Raw genomic sequence first — 18,439 nt, 5'->3', positions numbered from 1 at the left:
GAGCGTGAGCCTTTAACGCTTTCCGCATCCGCCGTCGCATTCTTGCGACACAAAAGCGCAGGCCCGCCTTCCGGCGGGCCTTGTCATTTTTACGCGCCGTAACGCCAGGCGTGCGCCCGGCGCGAGGCTTACCAGCCGCCCCAGCGTGCCGCGAGCGCCGCGAGCACGGCGATGCCGGCCGTTTCCGTACGCAGGATGCGCGGCCCGAGCCCCACGGCGATAAAGCCATGATCGAGCGCGGCGGCTTCTTCCGGCGACGAAAATCCCCCTTCCGGCCCCACCAGCACGGTGATCTCGCCTTGCGGCGGCGTGGCGGGCAGCGTGGAAAACGATACGTTCGCGCGCGGCGAGAGCAGCACACGCAACTCGCCTTCGGCGGGCGTCTTCGGCAGCGAGCCGAGCCACGTGCCCATTTCGCGCGTGGGCGCGACTTCGGGCATGCGGTTACGGCCGCACTGTTCGCATGACGCCTGCACGATGCGCTGCCAGTGCGCCTGGCGGCGCACGGCGCGCTCGCCCGAGAGGCGCACGACGCTGCGCGAGGTCGTGAGCGGTACGAAATTCGTCGCGCCCAGCTCGACCGCCTTTTCGATCAGCCAGTCCATCTTGTCGCTGCCGGCGATGCCTTGCGCGAGCGTGAGGCGGTAGGGCGGCTCGGTTTCGATGTCGCGATACGGACCGACGCGCACCTGCGCCTCGCGCCTTTCCATTTCGATGATTTCGGCGCTGAATTCGCCGCCCATGCCGTTGAACAGCACGACGGTGTCGCCGGGCTGCAAACGCAGCACCTGGACGTGCCGGGTGACTTCGTCGGGCAGGGTGAAGACGTCGCCGGATTCGAGAGAATTACCGACGAAAAAACGGGGCATAAGACAGGTTCTCATTGCTTCATGACAAATGGCGGGCAAGCGCCCAGCGGTAACCGTCGAGGTCCTCGACCTGGGCGAAACGGTCGCCCCAGAACTGGTCTTGTGGTTCGCTCAACGATTTGGCGCCGGCTGCAAGCGCGCGCGCATACACCGCGTCGACGTCGTCGACATACAGATAAAAGGATTGGGGGGCGATGGCGCTCGAGCTTTTGGGCGTGCGCGCCGTCGAGCCGAAAGCGCCTTCGGGCGCGAACATCACGATCAGCTGGTCGTGGTAGGTCATTTCCACGTGCATCACCGCGCCGTCGTCCTCGACACTGTCGCGCACCGCGAAGCCGAAAGCCGCCTCGAAAAAGGCGATCGCGGCGCGCGCATCGCGCACCGTCATATACGGCGTCAGCCACGGCACACCGGCGGGGCGGGGTGGGGTCATCGAGTCTCTCCAGATTCGTTTCGGGCAAGGACCTGGGTGGGCGGATTTCGGCGGGTAAGCAAAAAAGTGTAAGGAACCCAGCGATTTTCCAACGTCGCACCTGCTAAAGCTGTAGGAATTGGCCTAGTTTATCGCGCGCCATTCGTGGTGCGGCCAGGAGTGCCGCATGGACCTGCGCGTCGTAGAAGCGCAGACCCTCGATTTCGCGCGCGGCGAGGCGCGTTTCGAGCGTCGCCGCGTCCAGCGCCGCCGGGTCGAGCCGGTCGCTGGCCACGGCCATCATCCAGAACGCGCCGTAGAGCGGCACGTATGCGCCGAGCGGGCGCACCCGCGCGAACGCGTCACGCAGTCCGGCCAGCAGCGCGCCGATGCGCGCGGCGTGATGATACGGCGCGCCCAGATGCAGCGAAACCAGCGCATCGTCGCTCATCACGCGCTTGAGCGCGGCGTAGAACGCGGCCGTGTACAGGCCCGCGGCCGGCGAGTCGGGCGGCGTGAGATCGAACACGACGAGGTCGAAGCGTTCCTGCGTGCGCGCGACGAAATCGGCGGCGTCGCCGATCACCAGTTCCACGCGCGGATCGTCGAAGGCGCCGCCGCGCACGTCAGGCAGATAGTCGCCGGTCAGCCGCACGACGTCCGGGTCGAGTTCGGCCACGACGATGCGCTCGATTCCCGGATGGCGCAGCAGCTGGCGCGCCGCGCCGCCGTCGCCGCCGCCCAGCACGAGCGCCGCGCGCGGCGCCGGATGCGTGAGCGCGGCCACGTGCGTCATGCACTCGTGATAGACGAACTCGTCGCCGGCCGAAGTCATCGGGCGGCCGTCGAGCGTGAACAGGCAGCCGAGCTGCGGCGTGTCCCAGACCTCGATGTGCTGCCAGGCCGAATCGGCGGCGGCGAGCAGGCGCGCGCCGGGGAAGCCGTATTCGGCGTCGGCGGCGGGGCGGAAGACGAGCGGAGCGGTCACGGATTGGGCGGCGATCTGTGTGCGATCTGGGCGGGTTCGATGCGGCGCGGCATGGGGCGGCGACAAGCGCGGCCGCCGTACGTCAAGCCGCCGGGAATCAGTGAGGAATCGGGGCGATATCGGCGTTCATCGGCATTATAAAGGCGGCTTTCGCCCGGCCCGCCGCCGCGCTGCGACTTCGGCGCCGCGATCGCGTCATCACGGGGCGGGATCGGCGTGTGCCAGAGTTTGATCCCGCTCCTGCCGATCCGGGAAAATCCCCATGATCTGCTAGAATGTCCGCCTTTGCAGCCCTGTCCGTTTGCTCTGCCGTTTGCGTCTTTCTGGCGCCGCATCGCGCGCCGGGGTGAACGTTTGCCGAGCTCCCGGAGAGCCTCGCTGCTGTGCGCGATCCGCAATGCGTTTGACGCGTTGCCCGCCCACGCCGCTTTTTGCACTCGATCCCCGGACTCGACATGACGACCTCGTCCTCCGCCTCCCCCGCTACCACCTCGTTGATGGCCAACGCGATCCGCGCGCTGTCCATGGACGCCGTTCAGCAAGCGAATTCCGGCCACCCCGGCATGCCCATGGGCATGGCCGAGATCGCCGTCGCGCTGTGGGCGCGCCATCTGCGCCACAACCCGACGAACCCGCACTGGAACGACCGCGACCGCTTCGTGCTGTCGAACGGCCATGGCTCCATGCTGCTGTATTCGTTGCTGCATCTGACGGGTTACGACCTGCCGATCGGCGAGCTGAAGAACTTCCGCCAGATGCACTCGAAGACGCCGGGTCACCCGGAATTCGGCATCACGCCGGGCGTCGAAACCACGACCGGCCCGCTCGGCCAGGGTCTGGCGAACGCGGTCGGCATGGCGCTTGCCGAAGCGCTGCTCGCGGCTGAGTTCAACAAGGCCGACGCGAAGATCGTCGATCACCACACCTACGTGTTCCTCGGCGACGGCTGCCTGATGGAAGGCATCTCGCACGAAGCCTGCTCGCTCGCCGGCACGCTCAAGCTGAACAAGCTGATCGCGCTGTACGACGACAACGGCATCTCGATCGACGGCGACGTCGAGCACTGGTTCCACGACGACACCCCGAAGCGTTTCGAAGCCTACGGCTGGAACGTGATCGCGGGCGTGAACGGCCATGACGTCGACGCCGTCGACGCAGCCATCGCCAAGGCCAAGGCATCGGACAAGCCCACGCTGATCTGCTGCAAGACGCAGATCGGTCACGGCGCGCCGACCAAGGCCGGCGGCCACGACGTGCACGGCGCGCCGCTCGGCGCCGAAGAAATCGCCAAGTGGCGCGACGCGGTGGGCTGGAAGTGGGAGCCGTTCGTGCTGCCGCAGGAAGTCTACGCAGACTGGGATTCGAAGGCCACGGGCGCGAAGCTCGAAGCCGAATGGAACGAATCGTTCGGCGCGTACAAGTCGAAGTACCCGACGGAAGCCGCCGAATTCGAGCGCCGCATGGCTCACAAGCTGCCCGCAGACTGGGCGCAGAAGGCCGCCGCGATCGTCGCCGGCGCGGACTCGCGCAAGGAAACCGTCGCTACGCGCAAGGCGTCGCAGCAGGCCATCGAAGGTCTCGCCGCAGCACTGCCCGAACTGCTCGGCGGCTCGGCCGACCTGACCGGCTCGAACCTCACGAACTGGAAGGCCTCGAAGCCCGTGCGCGCCGCCAAGGCAGGCGAGAGCGGCATCGAGTGGGGCAACCACATCAACTACGGTGTGCGTGAGTTCGGCATGAGCGCCGCGCTCAACGGCATCGTGCTGCACGGCGGCTACAAGGCCTTCGGCGGCACCTTCCTGACGTTCTCGGACTACAGCCGCAACGCGCTGCGCGTCGCCGCGCTGATGAAGTGCCCGTCGATCTTCGTGTTCACGCACGACTCGATCGGCCTCGGCGAAGACGGCCCGACGCACCAGTCGATCGAACAGGTCCCGAGCCTGCGCCTGATCCCGAACATGACGCTCTGGCGTCCGGCCGACACGGTGGAAACGGCCGTGGCCTGGACCGAGTCGATCGCGCATCAGGGTCCGTCGTCGCTGATCTTCAGCCGTCAGAACCTGCAGTTCAACGAACGCACCGACGCGCAGATCGCCAGCATCGCCAAGGGCGGCTACGTTCTGAAGGACTGGAACGACGACATCCCGAGCCGCAAGATCATCCTGATCGCCACGGGTTCGGAAGTCGAACTGGCGATGAAGGCTGTCGAAGCGCTGCAGCGCGAAGGCATCGGCGCCCGCGTGGTGTCCATGCCGTCGACCAACGTGTTCGACCGCCAGGACGCCGAGTACAAGGAACGCGTGCTGCCCAAGGGCGTGCGCCGCGTCGCGATCGAAGCCGCGCAGGGCGACTTCTGGCGCAAGTACGTGGGCCTCGAAGGCGGGGTGGTCGGCATCGACACCTTCGGCGAATCGGCCCCGGCTGGCGTGCTGTTCAAGCACTTCGGCTTCACGGTCGAGAACGTCGTCGCGACGGCCAAGGCCGCGCTGGACAACTAAGCATGCTTCACACGGGCTCGCCGCCTACCCGACGGCGGGCCCGTTTGCCGTGTGCGCCCCGCAGCGTCGCGCTCGCACGCGACGGCGAACGGAGCGGCCGCACGGCGTCCGTCTCAGAATTTTTAACCATCAGGAGATGAACCATGACGATTCGCGTCGCTATCAACGGCTATGGCCGTATCGGCCGTAACACGCTTCGCGCGTTCTACGAGAACGGCAAGAAGCACGACATCCAGATCGTGGCGATCAACGACCTGGGTGACGCGAAGACCAACGCGCATCTGACGCAATACGACACGGCTCACGGCAAGTTCCCGGGCGAAGTCAGCGTCGACGGCGACTACCTCGTCGTCAACGGCGACCGTATCCGCGTGCTGGCCAACCGCAACCCGGCCGAACTGCCGTGGGGCGAGCTGGGCGTCGACATCGTGTTCGAATGCACGGGCTTTTTCACGACCAAGGAAAAGGCGAGCGCCCACCTGAAGGGTGGCGCGAAGAAGGTCATCATCTCGGCGCCGGGCGGTAAGGACGTCGATGCGACCATCGTCTACGGCGTGAACCACAACGTGCTGAAGGCTTCGGACACGGTCATCTCGAACGCATCGTGCACGACGAACTGCCTCGCGCCGCTCGTCAAGCCGCTGAACGACAAGATCGGCCTCGAAACCGGTCTGATGACGACGATCCACGCTTACACGAACGACCAGGTTCTGACGGACGTGTACCACGAAGACCTGCGCCGCGCGCGCTCGGCCACGCACAGCCAGATCCCGGCGAAGACGGGCGCAGCTTCGGCTGTCGGCCTCGTGCTGCCGGAACTGAACGGCAAGTTGGACGGTTACGCGATCCGCGTCCCGACGATCAACGTGTCGATCGTCGACCTGTCGTTCATCGCCAAGCGCGACACGACGGTCGAAGAAGTCAACGCGATCATGAAGGAAGCCTCGGACGGCGCGCTCAAGGGCATCCTGGGCTACAACACCGCACCGCTGGTTTCGATCGACTTCAACCACAACCCGGCATCGTCGACGTTCGACGCCACGCTGACCAAGGTCTCGGGCCGTCTGGTCAAGGTGTCGAGCTGGTACGACAACGAGTGGGGCTTCTCGAACCGCATGCTGGACACGGCTGTGGCACTCGCGAACGCGAAGTAAGCTCGCTCGCTGGATGAAAAACCGCCCCTCGGGGCGGTTTTTTTACGCGCTCGCGTGGCGTGCGCGCCACGGGAATCTAGCTAAACCTAGCCACGCATTACGGGAAAAAACAAAAACGCCACGGCTGAGCGTGGCGTTTTTCCTGCGCTGAGAGGCTCGCCAGGCATGCCTGGGCGCACCTCGCACACCCTCAATGCTTGCGGTGCGGGCAGTTTTCCTTCGTGCAGGCGCCGTAGAGCGCGAGCGCGTGTTCCTGGAGCTTGAAGCCGCGCTCGTTGGCGATCATCTGCTGGCGCTTTTCGATTTCGGGGTCGAAGAATTCCTCGACGAGACCGCAGTCGAGGCACACCAGGTGGTCGTGGTGGCTGCCTTCGTTGAGTTCGAAGACGGCCTTGCCCGACTCGAAATTGCTGCGCGTGAGCAAGCCCGCCTGCTCGAACTGGGTGAGCACGCGGTAGACCGTGGCGAGGCCGATGTCGAGCTCCTCGTTCAGCAGATTGCGGTACACATCTTCAGCCGTCAGATGGCGTACCGGGCTGTGCTGAAAAATCTCCAGGATCTTGAGGCGCGGCAGAGTCGCCTTCAGACCGATGTTCTTGAGATCGGTTGGATTGGTCATGACGATAAGTCCCTGGAGTACAATGCTAGGTTCTTATGTTAATGCGTTTTTGCCGTTCCGGGCATTTTCGGCAGAACTTCGAACGAACTTCTACAGAATACGCGCGGCTTCGCGACAAGCCCGCACGGTGAGGGAAATGATTCCAGAATTCACAACGATCGGCCGCCGTCTGAGCGGCAGCCGCGTGGCGTGCACCCTGCTGGCCGCTGCCGCGTTCGCATCCCTCGGGGGCTGCAAGACCTATGACGGCGTGACCCAGCGCATCGCGCAGAGCATCACGCCGTACCGCATTACCATCGTGCAAGGCAACTTCGTTTCGAGCGAAATGGCCGCCCAGATGCACGCGGGCATGTCGCGCGCCGAGGTCAAGCAGCTGCTCGGCACGCCGCTGCTCACCGACATGTTCCACGCGAACCGCTGGGACTACGTCTTCTACTTCAAGCGCGGCTCGACCGCCGTCGTCCAGCAGCGCGACTTCGTCGTGATGTTCGAAGGCGACCGCGTCGCCAGCTGGTCGGGCGGCGAAGATCTGCCGTCGAATCTGGAACTGCTCGCCGAAATCGACGGCGACAAGTCGGGCAAGAAGGCGAAGGCCGCTGTTGCCGCTTCGGGCGCGTCGGGTGTTTCGGCCGCTTCGCTGGCGCCGGCCGCTGCCAGCGGCACGAACGCCGCGGCGCCGGCTGTCACGGACACGGCGCGCACGCCGTCGTCGGAACTGGGCACCGCTACCTCGCAACTGCCGCAGGACGCCAACGCGCAGGCCGCCGCCGCCGCGAACCGCGCCACGGAAGCCGTGCAGACGCCGGCCGGCGTGACGCCGTCGGTGCGCGCGGGCACGCCTACCTCGTCGGCGCTGCCGCCGAACGTCGGCACGATGCCCTCGCAGGTGCAGCTGCGCCGTCAGCCGCCGCCGCAAATCCAGGGCGTGCCGCCGTCGAACCCGGTCGGCCCGACCGCGGGTGCGCAAGGCACCGGCGACACGACACCGCCGCCGCCGTCGCAGAACGCGCCGCTGACCGCACCGCCCACCGTGCCGGCTTCGGGCGCCACGGCGACGGGCAACTGATCGCGTCGGACAGGAAGATTCGCGAACCATTCGCGGACTGTTCGCACCGGGCGTAGCGCGAGGCGCTGCGCCCCTCCTCGGCGGCTTCGGCCGCCGCGTTTTTTGGCGCTGCCCGCGCGCGGTAGATTCCGTGCGCCGGCGCGGCCAGTTTCACGTTTGCAGGAACCGTCATGAAAATCGCAATCGCCGGCGCATCGGGCCGCATGGGCCGCATGCTCATCGAAGTCGTTCTCAACTCGCCTGACTGCACGCTCTCGGGCGCGCTCGCGCGCACGGGTTCGTCCGCCATCGGCCAGGACGCGGGTGCGTTCCTCGGCAAGCAAACCGGCGTGCAGATCACCGACGACATCGAGCAGGTCTTCGCGCAAAGCGACTGCCTGATCGACTTCACGCGCCCCGAAGGCACGCTCGTCCATCTGGAAGCCGCGCAGCGCCACGGCGTGAAGATGGTGATCGGCACGACCGGCTTCGACGCGCAGCAGAAGGCGCAGCTCGGCGCCGCCGCGCAGAAGGTCGGCGTCGTGTTCGCCGCGAACATGAGCGTGGGCGTGAACGTCACGCTCAAGCTGCTCGAATACGCCGCGCAGTTCTTCGACAAGGGCTACGACATCGAGGTCATCGAGGCGCATCATCGCCACAAGGTCGACGCGCCCTCGGGCACCGCGCTTGCGATGGGCGAAGCCGTGGCGCACGCGCTCGGCCGCAGCCTCGACGACTGCGCCGTCTATGGCCGCAACGGCGTGACCGGAGAGCGCGATCCGTCGACCATCGGGTTTTCGGCGATTCGCGGCGGCGACATCGTCGGCGACCATACGGTGCTGTTCGCGGGCATCGGCGAGCGCATCGAGATCACGCACAAGTCGTCGAGCCGCCTGTCGTACGCGCAAGGCAGCGTGCGCGCCGCGCTGTTCCTGCAGGACAAGGCCAGCGGCCTGTACGATATGCAGGACGTGCTCGGCCTGCGCTGAGCGAACCTGACACCAACGCGGCAGTCCCGCCGCGAGACGAGGGCCGATGGCAGCGAGTTCCGGAGTCATCCACTATCTGCAGACGAGCGACGCCGTCACCCATGCGGTTGCGTGGGTGCTGCTGGCCATGTCGATCGCGAGCTGGTGCTTTTTGATCGTCAAGTGCTGGGTGCTGGTGCGCGCGAAGCGCCAGGGTCCGCGCGCCGTGGCCCGCTTCTGGCAGGCGCATTCGCTGGCCGAGGGCGTCAACGCGATGCGCGCGGTCGACCGCGAACGCGTGTTCCTGCCGCTCGCGCAGGCGGCGCTCGCCGCCGCCGAAACCGATGCGCCCGGCGCCTTGCTGGCGCGCGTGGATCGCGGCGAACGCGTGCTGCGCGCGCTGCGCGTCGCGCTTCAGGGCTCGCAGCGGCGGCTGGAATTCGGCCAGGTGCTGCTGGCTTCGGTGGGCAGCACCGCGCCGTTCGTCGGTCTGCTCGGCACCGTTTGGGGTATCTATCACGCGCTCGGCAGCATCGCCGCGAGCGGCCAGGCGATGATCGAAAACGTGGCCGGGCCGGTGGGCGAGGCGCTCATCATGACGGCCTTCGGCCTCGTCGTGGCGATTCCCGCCGTGCTCGCCTATAACGTGCTCGGCCGCCTCGTGCGCCAGATCTGCGACGATCTCGACGGCTTCGCGCACGATCTGCACGCTTACGCGAGCGCTTCGGACGAAAGCGCGGCTTCGCGCGATCTGCCGCTGGCCGCGCGCAGCGAAGGCGTCACGCGCGCCGGGGCGCTCTGAAGCGCCGCTGACCACGGAGGCACGCATGGCATTCGGCGGACTCGAAAAGAAGCGCGATTCGGCACCCATGGCCGATATCAACATGACGCCGCTGATCGACGTCATGCTCGTGCTGCTCGTCATCTTCATCATCACCGCGCCGCTTTTTACGCACGCGATCCGGCTCGAACTGCCGCAGGTGGCCGCCGAGGCCGCGCGGCAGACGCCGCAAACCGTCACGCTCTCGATCGACGGCGCGGGCAAGCTCTACTGGAACGCCCAGCCGATTTCGCTCGACGAACTGCGCAAGCGTTTCGCCGATGCGGGCAAGGCGCCCGAGGAACAGCAGCCCGACTTGCAGCTGCGCGCCGAGCGCGACACGCGCTACGACATCATCGCCCAGGTAATGGGCGCGGCGCAGGCCGCGGGCCTCGCGCGCATCGGTTTCGTGACCGATCCGCCGGCCGCGCCGCACTGATCCGCGCGTTGTTCGCCACGCCAATCGGCGTGCGCCGCAGGCAGCCGCGCCCGCCGCTCGCGCCGTCATGCGAAACCGGGCGGAAAGCCCGGCCCAGTCAACGGTATAATCAGCGTTTCCCCGCTTATCACGGGGTCGTTTAGCCAGCGTAGCCCGCCACCCGCCGGCGTCGCAGTCCGGCTGCGAACGACCGGTCCGGTGCATCCGGCACCGACTCCGCCTGAATTTGAACTGAATCGGGCCAGAATCCGCCAGATTCCGCGTTACCCCATCCACACCATGCTCGAAAAATACGTTCCCTCCGACGTCGAATCCGCCGCGCAAGGCGAATGGCGCGACAGCGACGCTTACCGGACGGCCGAAAAGGCCGACAAGCCCAAGTTCTACTGCGTCTCGATGCTGCCGTATCCGTCGGGCAAGCTGCACATGGGCCACGTGCGGAACTACACGATCAACGACGTGATGTACCGCTATCTGCGCATGAACGGCTACAACACGCTCATGCCGATGGGCTGGGACGCGTTCGGCATGCCCGCCGAAAACGCTGCGATGGCCAACGGCGTGCCGCCCGCGCAGTGGACGTACTCCAACATCGAGTACATGAAGGGCCAGATGCAGTCGATGGGTCTCGCGATCGACTGGTCGCGCGAAATCGCCACCTGCAAGCCCGACTACTACAAGTGGAACCAGTGGTTCTTCCTGAAGATGCTCGAAAAGGGCATCGCGTACAAGAAGACCGGCACGGTGAACTGGGACCCGGTCGATCAGACCGTGCTCGCCAACGAGCAGGTGATCGACGGCCGCGGCTGGCGCTCGGGCGCGCTGGTGGAAAAGCGCGAAATCCCGATGTACTACCTGCGCATCACGCAGTACGCCGATGAACTGCTGAACGACCTCGACGGCCTCGGCTGGCCCGAGCGCGTCAAGATCATGCAGCAGAACTGGATCGGCAAGAGCTTCGGCGTCAACTTCGGCTTCCCGTACGAACTCGACGGCGAGAAGAAGCTGCTGCGCGTGTTCACCACGCGCGCCGACACGATCATGGGCGTGACCTTCTGCGCGATCGCCGCCGAGCATCCGCTCGCCACGCGCCTCGCCCAGGACAAGCCGGAACTGCTGCCGTTCATCGACGAATGCAAGCGCGGCGGCGTCGCCGAAGCCGACATGGCGACGATGGAAAAGAAGGGCATGCCCACGGGCTTCACCGTCACGCACCCGGTCACGGGCGAGCAGGTGCCGGTGTGGATCGGCAACTACGTGCTGATGAGCTATGGCGAAGGCGCCGTGATGGGCGTGCCGGGCCACGACGAGCGCGATTTCGCGTTCGCAAAGAAATACGATCTGCCGATCAAGCAGGTGATCGCGGTGGAAGGCGAGACGTACTCGCTCGACGGCTGGCAGGAGTGGTACGGCGACAAGGAACGTGCGGTCTGCATCAACAGCGGCAAGTACGACGGCCTCGGCTACACGGCGGCGGTCGACGCCGTCGCGGCGGATCTCAAGACGCAAGGTTTGGGCGACAAGCAGGTCACGTGGCGTCTGCGCGACTGGGGCATCTCGCGCCAGCGCTACTGGGGCACGCCGATCCCGATCATCCACTGCCCGAGCTGCGGCGACGTGCCGGTGCCCGAGCAGGACCTGCCGGTCGTGCTGCCGGAAGACCTCGTGCCGGACGGCACGGGCAACCCGCTCGCGAAGTCGGAAGCGTTCCTGAACTGCAAGTGCCCGACCTGCGGCGCCGACGCGAAGCGCGAAACCGACACGATGGACACCTTCGTCGACTCGTCGTGGTACTTCTACCGCTACGCGGCGCCGGACGCGAAGACCATGGTCGACGAGCGCACCGACTACTGGATGCCGATGGACCAGTACATCGGCGGCATCGAGCACGCGATTCTTCACCTGCTGTACTCGCGTTTCTGGGCGAAGGTCTCGCGCGACCTGGGCCTCGTGAAGTTCGGCGAACCGGCGAAGAACCTGCTCACGCAGGGCATGGTGCTCAACGAAACCTTCTACCGTGAAGACGCGTCGGGCAAGAAGACCTGGTACAACCCGGCCGACGTCACGGTCACGCACGACGACAAGGGCCGCCCGGTCGGCGCGACGCTCAACGGCGACGGCCAGCCGGTCGTGCTGGGCGGCATCGAGAAGATGTCGAAGTCGAAGAACAACGGCGTCGACCCGCAGGTGCTGATCGACCAGTACGGCGCCGATACGGCGCGTCTGTTCACGATGTTCGCCGCGCCGCCCGAGCAGCAGCTCGAATGGTCGGGCGCGGGCGTGGAAGGCGCGAGCCGCTTCCTGCGCCGCGTCTGGTCGTTCGGCGTGACGAATGCGGAAGCGATCCGCTCGCGCGCGTCGTTCGACGCCGCCGCGCTCAGCGACGCCGAAAAGGCGCTGCGCCGCGAAGTCTACGGCGTGCTCAAGCAGGCCGACTTCGACTATCAGCGTCTGCAATACAACACGGTCGTGTCGGCGGCGATGAAGATGCTCAACGCCATCGACGGTGCCAAGACCGCCGGCGCGGGCGTGCAGCGCGAGACGTTCAGCGTGCTGCTGCGCGTGCTCTATCCGGTCGTGCCGCACCTCACGTTCGAACTCTGGAAGGCGCTCGGTTACGCCGACGAATACGGCACGCTGCTCGACGCGCCCTGGCCGAAGGTCGATGAACAGGCGCTCGAACAGGCCGAGATCGAACTCGTGCTGCAGGTGAACGGCAAGGTGCGTGGCGCCGTGACCGTCGCCAAGGATGCGCCGAAAGACGCGATCGAAGCGGCTGCGCTCGCTCACGAGATGTTCGTCAAGTTCGCGGAAGGCCGCGCGCCGAAGAAGATCATCGTCGTGCCGGGCCGTCTCGTGAACGTCGTCGTCTGACGTGCCTCCCAGGCCGGCGCGCGCGGGCGAGAACGCCATGCGCGCCGGCCGTACTGAATCTGTCGCGAACCCAGGAGTCCACGTGATTCGCAGATCGTTCCTGTTAGTGGCGAGCAGCGCCCTGATGCTCTCGGCGTGCGGTTTTCAGCTGCGCGGCGAGCAGAACTACGCGTTCAAGCGCCTTGCCATCGTCGGCGCGCCCCCGCCCGTGACGGCGCGGCTTACGCGCATGATCGAAGGCGGCAGCGATTCGGTCGTGGTCGATTCGACGGCCAACGCCGACGCCGTGCTGCGCGTGGGCGAATCGCGCAGCTTCAGCACGCTGACGCTGAGTTCGCTCGGCGCGGTTGAGGAATATCAGGTCAACTATTCGCTCAACTACATGCTCACGGCGCCGGACGGCTCGCCGCTGATCCGCCCGAGCACGATCGCGCTGAACCGCGCGATGACCTATAGCGACCAGTACTCGACCGCGAAGGTGACCGAGTCCGAACTGCTGTTCGCGGACATGCAGAACGACGCGGTCGACCAGCTCACGCGCCGCCTCGCGGTGCTCAAGACGCTGCATCCGACGCCCGACCAGGTCGTGCCGGGCGTCGCGCCGCGCGCGCCGCTGCCGCCGCCGCCGCTGTGATCACGGCGGCGATCACCCCGGTGATCGCCGCTTGGTTCAACCCGCGTTGACGCTGTTTTCGTACTTCTTCTAAAGCGCTCTCCATGCAACTGCGACTGGACGCACTCGAGCCGCACCTCGCCAAGGGGGTGGCCGGCCTGTACGTCGTCTTCGGCGACGAGCACCTGCTCGCCCAGGAGGCGTGCGACCGCATCCGGGCGAGCGCGCGCGCCGCGGGCTTCACCGACCGCTCGGTGTTCACGGTCGAGCGCGGTTTCGACTGGAGCGCGCTGCTCGGCGCGAGCCAGTCGATGTCGCTGTTCGGCGACCGTCAGCTGGTCGAGTTGCGCATTCCCACCGGCAAGCCCGGCAAGGAAGGCGCGGACGTGCTGAAGACGCTTGCGAAATCGGGCAACCCCGACGTGCTCACGCTCGTCACGCTGCCGCGCCTCGACGCGGCCACGCAGAAGTCCGCGTGGTTCACGGCGCTGTCCGAAGGCGGCGTGGCGATCAAGATCGATCCGGTCGAGCGCGCCGCGTTGCCGAACTGGATCGGCCAGCGTCTGGGCATGCAGGGCCAGCGCGTCGCGCCGGGCGAAGACGGCCGCCGCTCGCTGCAATTCGTGGCCGAGCGCGTGGAAGGCAACCTGCTGGCGGCGCACCAGGAAATCCAGAAGCTCGGGCTGCTGTATCCGCAAGGCGTCCTGAGCTTCGAGCAGATTCACGACGCCGTGCTCAACGTGGCGCGCTACGACGTGTTCAAGCTCAACGAAGCGATGCTGACCGGCGACGCGGGCCGCCTCGCGCGCATGCTCGACGGGCTGCAGGGCGAGGGCGAAGCCTCGGTGCTGGTGCTGTGGGCCGTGGTCGAGGAAATCCGCACGCTGCTGCGCATCAAGCGCGGCGTCGGCGCGGGCAAGCCGCTCGCCATGCTGCTGCGCGAGAACCGCGTCTGGGGGCCGCGCGAGCGCCTGATCGGACCGGCGCTGTCGCGTCTTTCCGAAGCGACGCTGGAGCGCGGTCTCGCGCTCGCGGCGCGGCTCGACCGTCAGGTCAAGGGTCTCTCGGGGCAGGCGCGCGGCGACTGGCGCAATGCGCTGCCGCCCGACGCGTGGGACGGGCTGTTCGAACTCGCGATGATGGTGGCGGCGCCACGCGACTCCGCGCCGCCGCCGCGTGCGGGTGCGCGCAGCGAGGGCGCGAATGCCAACAACGCTCGCCGCGCCGCGCCAGCGAATCCAGCCGCAGCCGCCGCTGCTGCGGCCGCCGCAGCCCGACCGCGCACCGCAGGGCCGGGGCGCCGGACCAGCTAGCGCGTCACGCGCAGCGTCCTCGCTCCCGCACCTGCTTCCGCTTTGGCGCGATCGCCGCTTGACCGTCGCGCCTGGACGAACCCGGCCTCGGCCCGGCTGAACTCCGCTGAATCCCGCCCGCGCCCAGCAAAGCTGGCCCGCTGGCTTTAAAATCGACCTAATCTGAACCGCGCATCCCGCCGCTTTGCTGCATTCGCGCCGGACGCGCCGCATCTCGAAGACATCATGGATATCGACCAGTACATGACCGACCTCGGCCGCCGCGCACGCAAGGCATCGCGCGCGATGGCGCGTGCCTCGACGGCCGCGAAGAACGCCGCGCTCGAAGCGGTGGCCCAGGCCATCGAACGCGACGTGCAGCAACTGAAGGACGCCAACGCCCGCGACCTCGCGCGCGCGAAGGACAAGGGCCACGACGCGGCCTTCATCGACCGCCTCACGCTCTCCGACAAAGCGATCGGCACGATGGTGGAAGGGCTGCGCCAGGTCGCGGCGCTGGCCGATCCGATCGGCGAGATCAGCAACCTCAAGTTCCGCCCGAGCGGCATCCAGGTCGGCCAGATGCGCGTGCCGCTCGGCGTGATCGGCATCATCTACGAATCGCGCCCGAACGTGACCATCGACGCCGCGGCGCTGTGCCTGAAGTCGGGCAACGCCACGATCCTGCGCGGCGGCTCCGAGGCGCTCGAATGCAACACGGCGCTCGCGAAGCTGATCGGCGAAGGGCTGACGGCGGCGGGTCTGCCGCAAGACGCGGTGCAGGTCGTCGAAACGGCCGACCGCGCGGCGGTGGGCAAGCTCATCACCATGACGGAGTTCGTCGACGTGATCGTGCCGCGCGGCGGCAAGAGCCTGATCGAGCGCCTGATGGCCGAAGCGCGCGTGCCGATGATCAAGCACCTCGACGGCATCTGCCACGTCTACGTGGACGACCGCGCCGACCTCGCGAAAGCGCTCACCGTCTGCGACAACGCCAAGACGCATCGCTACGGCACCTGCAACACGATGGAAACGCTGCTGGTCGCGCGCGGCATCGCGCACGACGTGCTGCCGCCGCTGGGCCGTCTCTATCGCGACAAGGACGTCGAGCTGCGCGTGGACCCCGCGGCGCGAGCGATTCTCGCGGATGCCAACGTGAGCCCGCTCGTGGACGCGACCGAAGAAGACTGGCGCACGGAATACCTCGCGCCGGTGCTGGCGATCAAGATCGTGGACAACCTCGATCAGGCCGTCGAGCACATCAACCTGTACGGCTCGCACCATACGGACGCCATCGTTACCGAGGATCACGACCGCGCGATGCGTTTCCTGCGCGAAGTGGATTCGGCGAGCGTGATGGTGAACGCCTCGACGCGTTTCGCCGACGGCTTCGAGTTCGGTCTCGGCGCGGAAATCGGCATTTCGAACGACAAGCTGCACGCGCGCGGCCCGGTCGGACTCGAAGGCCTGACGTCGATGAAATACGTGGTGCTCGGCCACGGCGAAGGCCGCCAGTAAGACGCGGCGCATCCCCAAGAACAACAAGGATTACCGATGCTTTGGGTCAAGACGTTTCATATCGTGCTGATCGCCTCGTGGTTCGCCGGTTTGTTCTATCTGCCGCGGATCTTCGTCAATCTCGCGATGGAAACCGAACCCGTTGCCATCAACCGCCTGCTCATCATGGCGCGCAAGCTGTACCGCTTCATGACGCTGATCGCCGTGCCCGCGCTGCTGTGCGGGCTGTGGCTGTGGCTCGTGGTGGGCATCGGGCGCGGCCAGGGCTGGATCCATGCGAAGGTGGGCGTGGTGGTGCTGCTGATCCTCTACCACGCGTATTGCGGCCGGCTGCTCAAGATCTTCGAGCGCGGCGAGAACACCCGTTCGGACAAGTGGTATCGCATGTTCAACGAGCTGCCGGTGCTCGGCATGCTGGCGGCGGTGGCGCTGGCCGTGATCAAGCCGTTCTGAGCGTCCTTTCCGCGCGGTTTTCCCCCTTTCCCTCGACGGGCAGCCTCAGATGCTGCCCGTTTCTTTTCTGCGCATGCGCGAGACCGCCACGCGCCAGCCGTTTTCGCGCTTCACGAACACATCGGTGAAGCGGTATTCGATCGGCTTGTAGCCCGACGCGGGCGTATAGCGGTTGATGCCCGTCGCGACGGCCAGGTCGCCCAGCACCTGCACGCGCACGTCCTCCAGCACCTGCGAGCCGCCTCGCGGCTGAGCGGCGGCGGCCAGCAGTTCGCGCTTGCTGCGGCGCACGTCGCCTGGAAATACTTCGAAGAACTTATCGTCGAGCAGGTCGTTGAGCACCGGCCGGTCGCCTTGCGAGGCGGCTTGGGTCCATTGATGCTCGAGCATCTGGATCTGTAGCGTTTCGGGGATGGGATTGCTTGCGGGCGCACCGGCGCTGGCGAGAGTGACGGCCGGCAGCGCGAGCGCGCTGGCGGCGGCGAGAATCAGCATGCGTTTCATGACGTTTCCTTTGGACTGCGAACGGGTGGGTTCACGTTGGGGAAACGACGTGCCGTGGCCGGTGCCTGTTCGGCGCGGGCGGCAGATGCCGATCATGCAAGCAGCGCGATGCCTGGGTGATGCGTAGGACTGGAGTCAGCGTTTCCCGACAGATTCAGTGTATGGCGCTGTCAGTGGACACAACATAGGACAAATCTCAAAACCTGTTGGGTCACCTTTATGCCATTCGGCGTCGGTATTCAGTGTCTCAATTAAATCGATTAAGTTTGTAGGGATTTTTCTGATTGGAGATAGGTTAAAAAGATTTTAAGAGTAATAAGAGCGTGTTTTGGATATCGGAATCTGGCTTGTTTGCGATTTTTCGTGCTGTCGCAAAAAACCGGATAAGCGGGTGAAATATCTGAGGCAGCTAACTGCGTAAATCCCGCGTTGTCGGCCGGAAAGTCAAGCTTGGCAAGGGATCTGTTGTGATGTTGTTGCGTGCAAAGGTTTAAGAATTTTCGTATGTGAAGTTCTATGTGTGCTCCATAAAGTTTCGGGTGTCATCGCAAATGGCTTGATTAACTCCAGTGAAGAGATCGGGTTTCACTTCGGAGTTTTCTGGTTTTGCGTAGTCGATGTGAGTCGCTGGCCATCACAGGGTGGCCTGTTGCGCTTTCAATGTGCCGGCATGTCCGCATGCGGTGCTCGCCCGCTAGTTTTTTCGTCGTATATCAGGAAACACAATGAACAAGACATACAGATCAGTCTGGAACGAAACCACGGGGACGTGGGTGGCGGTACAGGAAAATGCGGTAGCGCATGGGAAAAAGGCTTCGCGCAGCACGATCGTGGCGGCGACGCTCGTGTCGGTGGCTGCGGGTGTTGCGCATGCCGGTTCGCTTGACGGCGGCACTGCGGCGACGGGCAGTCTGGCCTATGGAACGGGAGCCACGACAGCGAAGAGCAATCAGATTGCCATCGGTGTTGGTACAAAAATTCTGAGCAACACGAACGACGCTGGGCAGGACGTCGCCATTGGGTACAACGCGCTGATAACAGCCAATGGCACCTATGCGATTGCTATCGGTGGTCAAGCCCAGGTCGACAGTGGCTCCAGCATGGCTATCGGGTCGTATTCTTATGCCGGCAAGGGCAATTACGCTACGGCGCTTGGATGGGGGGCAAGTTCAACCGGTGGAGGGTCTATCGCGCTCGGGATGGGAGCGACTTCCAGTGCCGATTATTCCAACGCGCTGGGCGCCTATGCTGTTTCATCGGGGGGGAACTCGCTCGCACTCGGATACGTAGCAACATCATCTGGGCTGAACTCGGTCGCAGTCGGACGCGCAGCAATAGCAGGCACCGATAATTCGGTTGCGCTCGGTTATGCC

At 65.8% G+C, this 18,439-nt stretch carries 16 protein-coding genes and 1 pseudogene; 12 read left to right on the top strand and 5 right to left on the bottom strand.

Annotation, left to right across the window (positions count from 1 at the left end):
* Window positions 1-128: 128 nt before the first annotated feature.
* The 3 genes from U4Y88_RS34915 to speE form a co-directional block, all read right to left on the bottom strand.
* On the bottom strand, window positions 129-869 hold the full coding sequence (locus U4Y88_RS34915) for a 16S rRNA (uracil(1498)-N(3))-methyltransferase (RefSeq protein ID WP_310633257.1): 741 nt from the start codon (window positions 867-869) through the stop codon (window positions 129-131).
* A gap of 19 nt (window positions 870-888) precedes the next feature.
* Complete coding sequence (locus U4Y88_RS34910; RefSeq protein WP_224012078.1) at window positions 889-1,302, bottom strand: VOC family protein; 414 nt, start codon at window positions 1,300-1,302, stop codon at window positions 889-891.
* 103 nt (window positions 1,303-1,405) lie between these two features.
* Window positions 1,406-2,269, bottom strand: coding sequence for a polyamine aminopropyltransferase (speE, locus tag U4Y88_RS34905; protein WP_321789423.1), 864 nt, complete (start codon window positions 2,267-2,269; stop codon window positions 1,406-1,408).
* 455 nt (window positions 2,270-2,724) lie between these two features.
* Between speE and tkt the strand changes: the two genes are divergently transcribed.
* Window positions 2,725-4,767, top strand: a complete 2,043-nt coding sequence (gene tkt / locus U4Y88_RS34900) for a transketolase (protein ID WP_321789422.1) — start codon at window positions 2,725-2,727, stop codon at window positions 4,765-4,767.
* Between the two features lie 143 nt (window positions 4,768-4,910).
* Window positions 4,911-5,921, top strand: coding sequence for a type I glyceraldehyde-3-phosphate dehydrogenase (gene gap, locus U4Y88_RS34895; RefSeq protein ID WP_321789420.1), 1,011 nt, complete (start codon window positions 4,911-4,913; stop codon window positions 5,919-5,921).
* A 190-nt stretch (window positions 5,922-6,111) separates the two neighbouring features.
* Here gap and fur read toward each other — a convergent pair whose 3' ends face one another.
* Window positions 6,112-6,540 carry a ferric iron uptake transcriptional regulator gene (gene fur / locus U4Y88_RS34890; protein WP_103702255.1) on the bottom strand — a complete coding sequence of 143 codons (429 nt, stop codon included), beginning with the start codon at window positions 6,538-6,540 and terminating at the stop codon, window positions 6,112-6,114.
* A gap of 136 nt (window positions 6,541-6,676) precedes the next feature.
* Between fur and bamE the strand changes: the two genes are divergently transcribed.
* The 9 genes from bamE (at window position 6,677) to U4Y88_RS34845 (ending at window position 16,562) form a co-directional block, all read left to right on the top strand.
* Window positions 6,677-7,606, top strand: coding sequence for an outer membrane protein assembly factor BamE (gene bamE, locus U4Y88_RS34885; protein ID WP_224012074.1), 930 nt, complete (start codon window positions 6,677-6,679; stop codon window positions 7,604-7,606).
* 170 nt (window positions 7,607-7,776) lie between these two features.
* On the top strand, window positions 7,777-8,574 hold the full coding sequence (gene dapB, locus U4Y88_RS34880; protein WP_321789418.1) for a 4-hydroxy-tetrahydrodipicolinate reductase: 798 nt from the start codon (window positions 7,777-7,779) through the stop codon (window positions 8,572-8,574).
* A 46-nt stretch (window positions 8,575-8,620) separates the two neighbouring features.
* Window positions 8,621-9,355, top strand: coding sequence for a MotA/TolQ/ExbB proton channel family protein (locus tag U4Y88_RS34875; protein WP_224012072.1), 735 nt, complete (start codon window positions 8,621-8,623; stop codon window positions 9,353-9,355).
* 25 nt (window positions 9,356-9,380) lie between these two features.
* On the top strand, window positions 9,381-9,812 hold the full coding sequence (locus U4Y88_RS34870) for an ExbD/TolR family protein (protein ID WP_224012071.1): 432 nt from the start codon (window positions 9,381-9,383) through the stop codon (window positions 9,810-9,812).
* 279 nt (window positions 9,813-10,091) lie between these two features.
* Complete coding sequence (gene leuS, locus U4Y88_RS34865) at window positions 10,092-12,686, top strand: leucine--tRNA ligase (RefSeq protein WP_224012070.1); 2,595 nt, start codon at window positions 10,092-10,094, stop codon at window positions 12,684-12,686.
* Window positions 12,687-12,768: 82 nt separating this feature from the next.
* Window positions 12,769-13,320 carry an LPS assembly lipoprotein LptE gene (lptE, locus tag U4Y88_RS34860; protein ID WP_321789416.1) on the top strand — a complete coding sequence of 184 codons (552 nt, stop codon included), beginning with the start codon at window positions 12,769-12,771 and terminating at the stop codon, window positions 13,318-13,320.
* An 83-nt stretch (window positions 13,321-13,403) separates the two neighbouring features.
* A complete protein-coding gene (gene holA, locus U4Y88_RS34855; RefSeq protein ID WP_321789414.1) occupies window positions 13,404-14,612 on the top strand; it encodes a DNA polymerase III subunit delta in 1,209 nt (402 codons plus the stop codon).
* Between the two features lie 225 nt (window positions 14,613-14,837).
* Window positions 14,838-16,109 carry a glutamate-5-semialdehyde dehydrogenase gene (locus tag U4Y88_RS34850; RefSeq protein ID WP_321789412.1) on the top strand — a complete coding sequence of 424 codons (1,272 nt, stop codon included), beginning with the start codon at window positions 14,838-14,840 and terminating at the stop codon, window positions 16,107-16,109.
* A 36-nt stretch (window positions 16,110-16,145) separates the two neighbouring features.
* Complete coding sequence (locus U4Y88_RS34845) at window positions 16,146-16,562, top strand: CopD family protein (RefSeq protein WP_321789410.1); 417 nt, start codon at window positions 16,146-16,148, stop codon at window positions 16,560-16,562.
* Between the two features lie 45 nt (window positions 16,563-16,607).
* Here the strand turns inward: U4Y88_RS34845 and U4Y88_RS34840 are convergent, their stop codons facing one another.
* Window positions 16,608-17,066 carry a nuclear transport factor 2 family protein gene (locus U4Y88_RS34840; protein WP_224012065.1) on the bottom strand — a complete coding sequence of 153 codons (459 nt, stop codon included), beginning with the start codon at window positions 17,064-17,066 and terminating at the stop codon, window positions 16,608-16,610.
* A gap of 725 nt (window positions 17,067-17,791) precedes the next feature.
* Between U4Y88_RS34840 and U4Y88_RS37820 the strand changes: the two are divergent.
* A pseudogene (locus U4Y88_RS37820) lies at window positions 17,792-18,430 on the top strand (ESPR-type extended signal peptide-containing protein); the annotation flags it as partial.
* Window positions 18,431-18,439 lie beyond the last annotated feature (9 nt).

This window comes from Paraburkholderia sp. J94, assembly GCF_905220285.1.
Classification (GTDB): domain Bacteria; phylum Pseudomonadota; class Gammaproteobacteria; order Burkholderiales; family Burkholderiaceae; genus Paraburkholderia; species Paraburkholderia tropica_A.
Note: the sequence above shows the minus strand (reverse complement) of the source record. Positions and strands in the feature narration are given on the sequence as shown.

Bases quoted from the DNA above. Each gene is read 5' to 3' on its own strand.
- U4Y88_RS34915 (WP_310633257.1), bottom strand. From the start codon at position 869: ATGCCCCGTTTTTTCGTCGGTAATTCTCTCGAATCCGGCGACGTCTTC.
- U4Y88_RS34910 (WP_224012078.1), bottom strand. From the start codon at position 1,302: ATGACCCCACCCCGCCCCGCCGGTGTGCCGTGGCTGACGCCGTATATG.
- tkt (WP_321789422.1), top strand. From the start codon at position 2,725: ATGACGACCTCGTCCTCCGCCTCCCCCGCTACCACCTCGTTGATGGCC.
- gap (WP_321789420.1), top strand. From the start codon at position 4,911: ATGACGATTCGCGTCGCTATCAACGGCTATGGCCGTATCGGCCGTAAC.
- fur (WP_103702255.1), bottom strand. From the start codon at position 6,540: ATGACCAATCCAACCGATCTCAAGAACATCGGTCTGAAGGCGACTCTG.
- bamE (WP_224012074.1), top strand. From the start codon at position 6,677: ATGATTCCAGAATTCACAACGATCGGCCGCCGTCTGAGCGGCAGCCGC.
- dapB (WP_321789418.1), top strand. From the start codon at position 7,777: ATGAAAATCGCAATCGCCGGCGCATCGGGCCGCATGGGCCGCATGCTC.
- U4Y88_RS34875 (WP_224012072.1), top strand. From the start codon at position 8,621: ATGGCAGCGAGTTCCGGAGTCATCCACTATCTGCAGACGAGCGACGCC.
- U4Y88_RS34870 (WP_224012071.1), top strand. From the start codon at position 9,381: ATGGCATTCGGCGGACTCGAAAAGAAGCGCGATTCGGCACCCATGGCC.
- leuS (WP_224012070.1), top strand. From the start codon at position 10,092: ATGCTCGAAAAATACGTTCCCTCCGACGTCGAATCCGCCGCGCAAGGC.
- holA (WP_321789414.1), top strand. From the start codon at position 13,404: ATGCAACTGCGACTGGACGCACTCGAGCCGCACCTCGCCAAGGGGGTG.
- U4Y88_RS34850 (WP_321789412.1), top strand. From the start codon at position 14,838: ATGGATATCGACCAGTACATGACCGACCTCGGCCGCCGCGCACGCAAG.
- U4Y88_RS34845 (WP_321789410.1), top strand. From the start codon at position 16,146: ATGCTTTGGGTCAAGACGTTTCATATCGTGCTGATCGCCTCGTGGTTC.
- U4Y88_RS34840 (WP_224012065.1), bottom strand. From the start codon at position 17,066: ATGAAACGCATGCTGATTCTCGCCGCCGCCAGCGCGCTCGCGCTGCCG.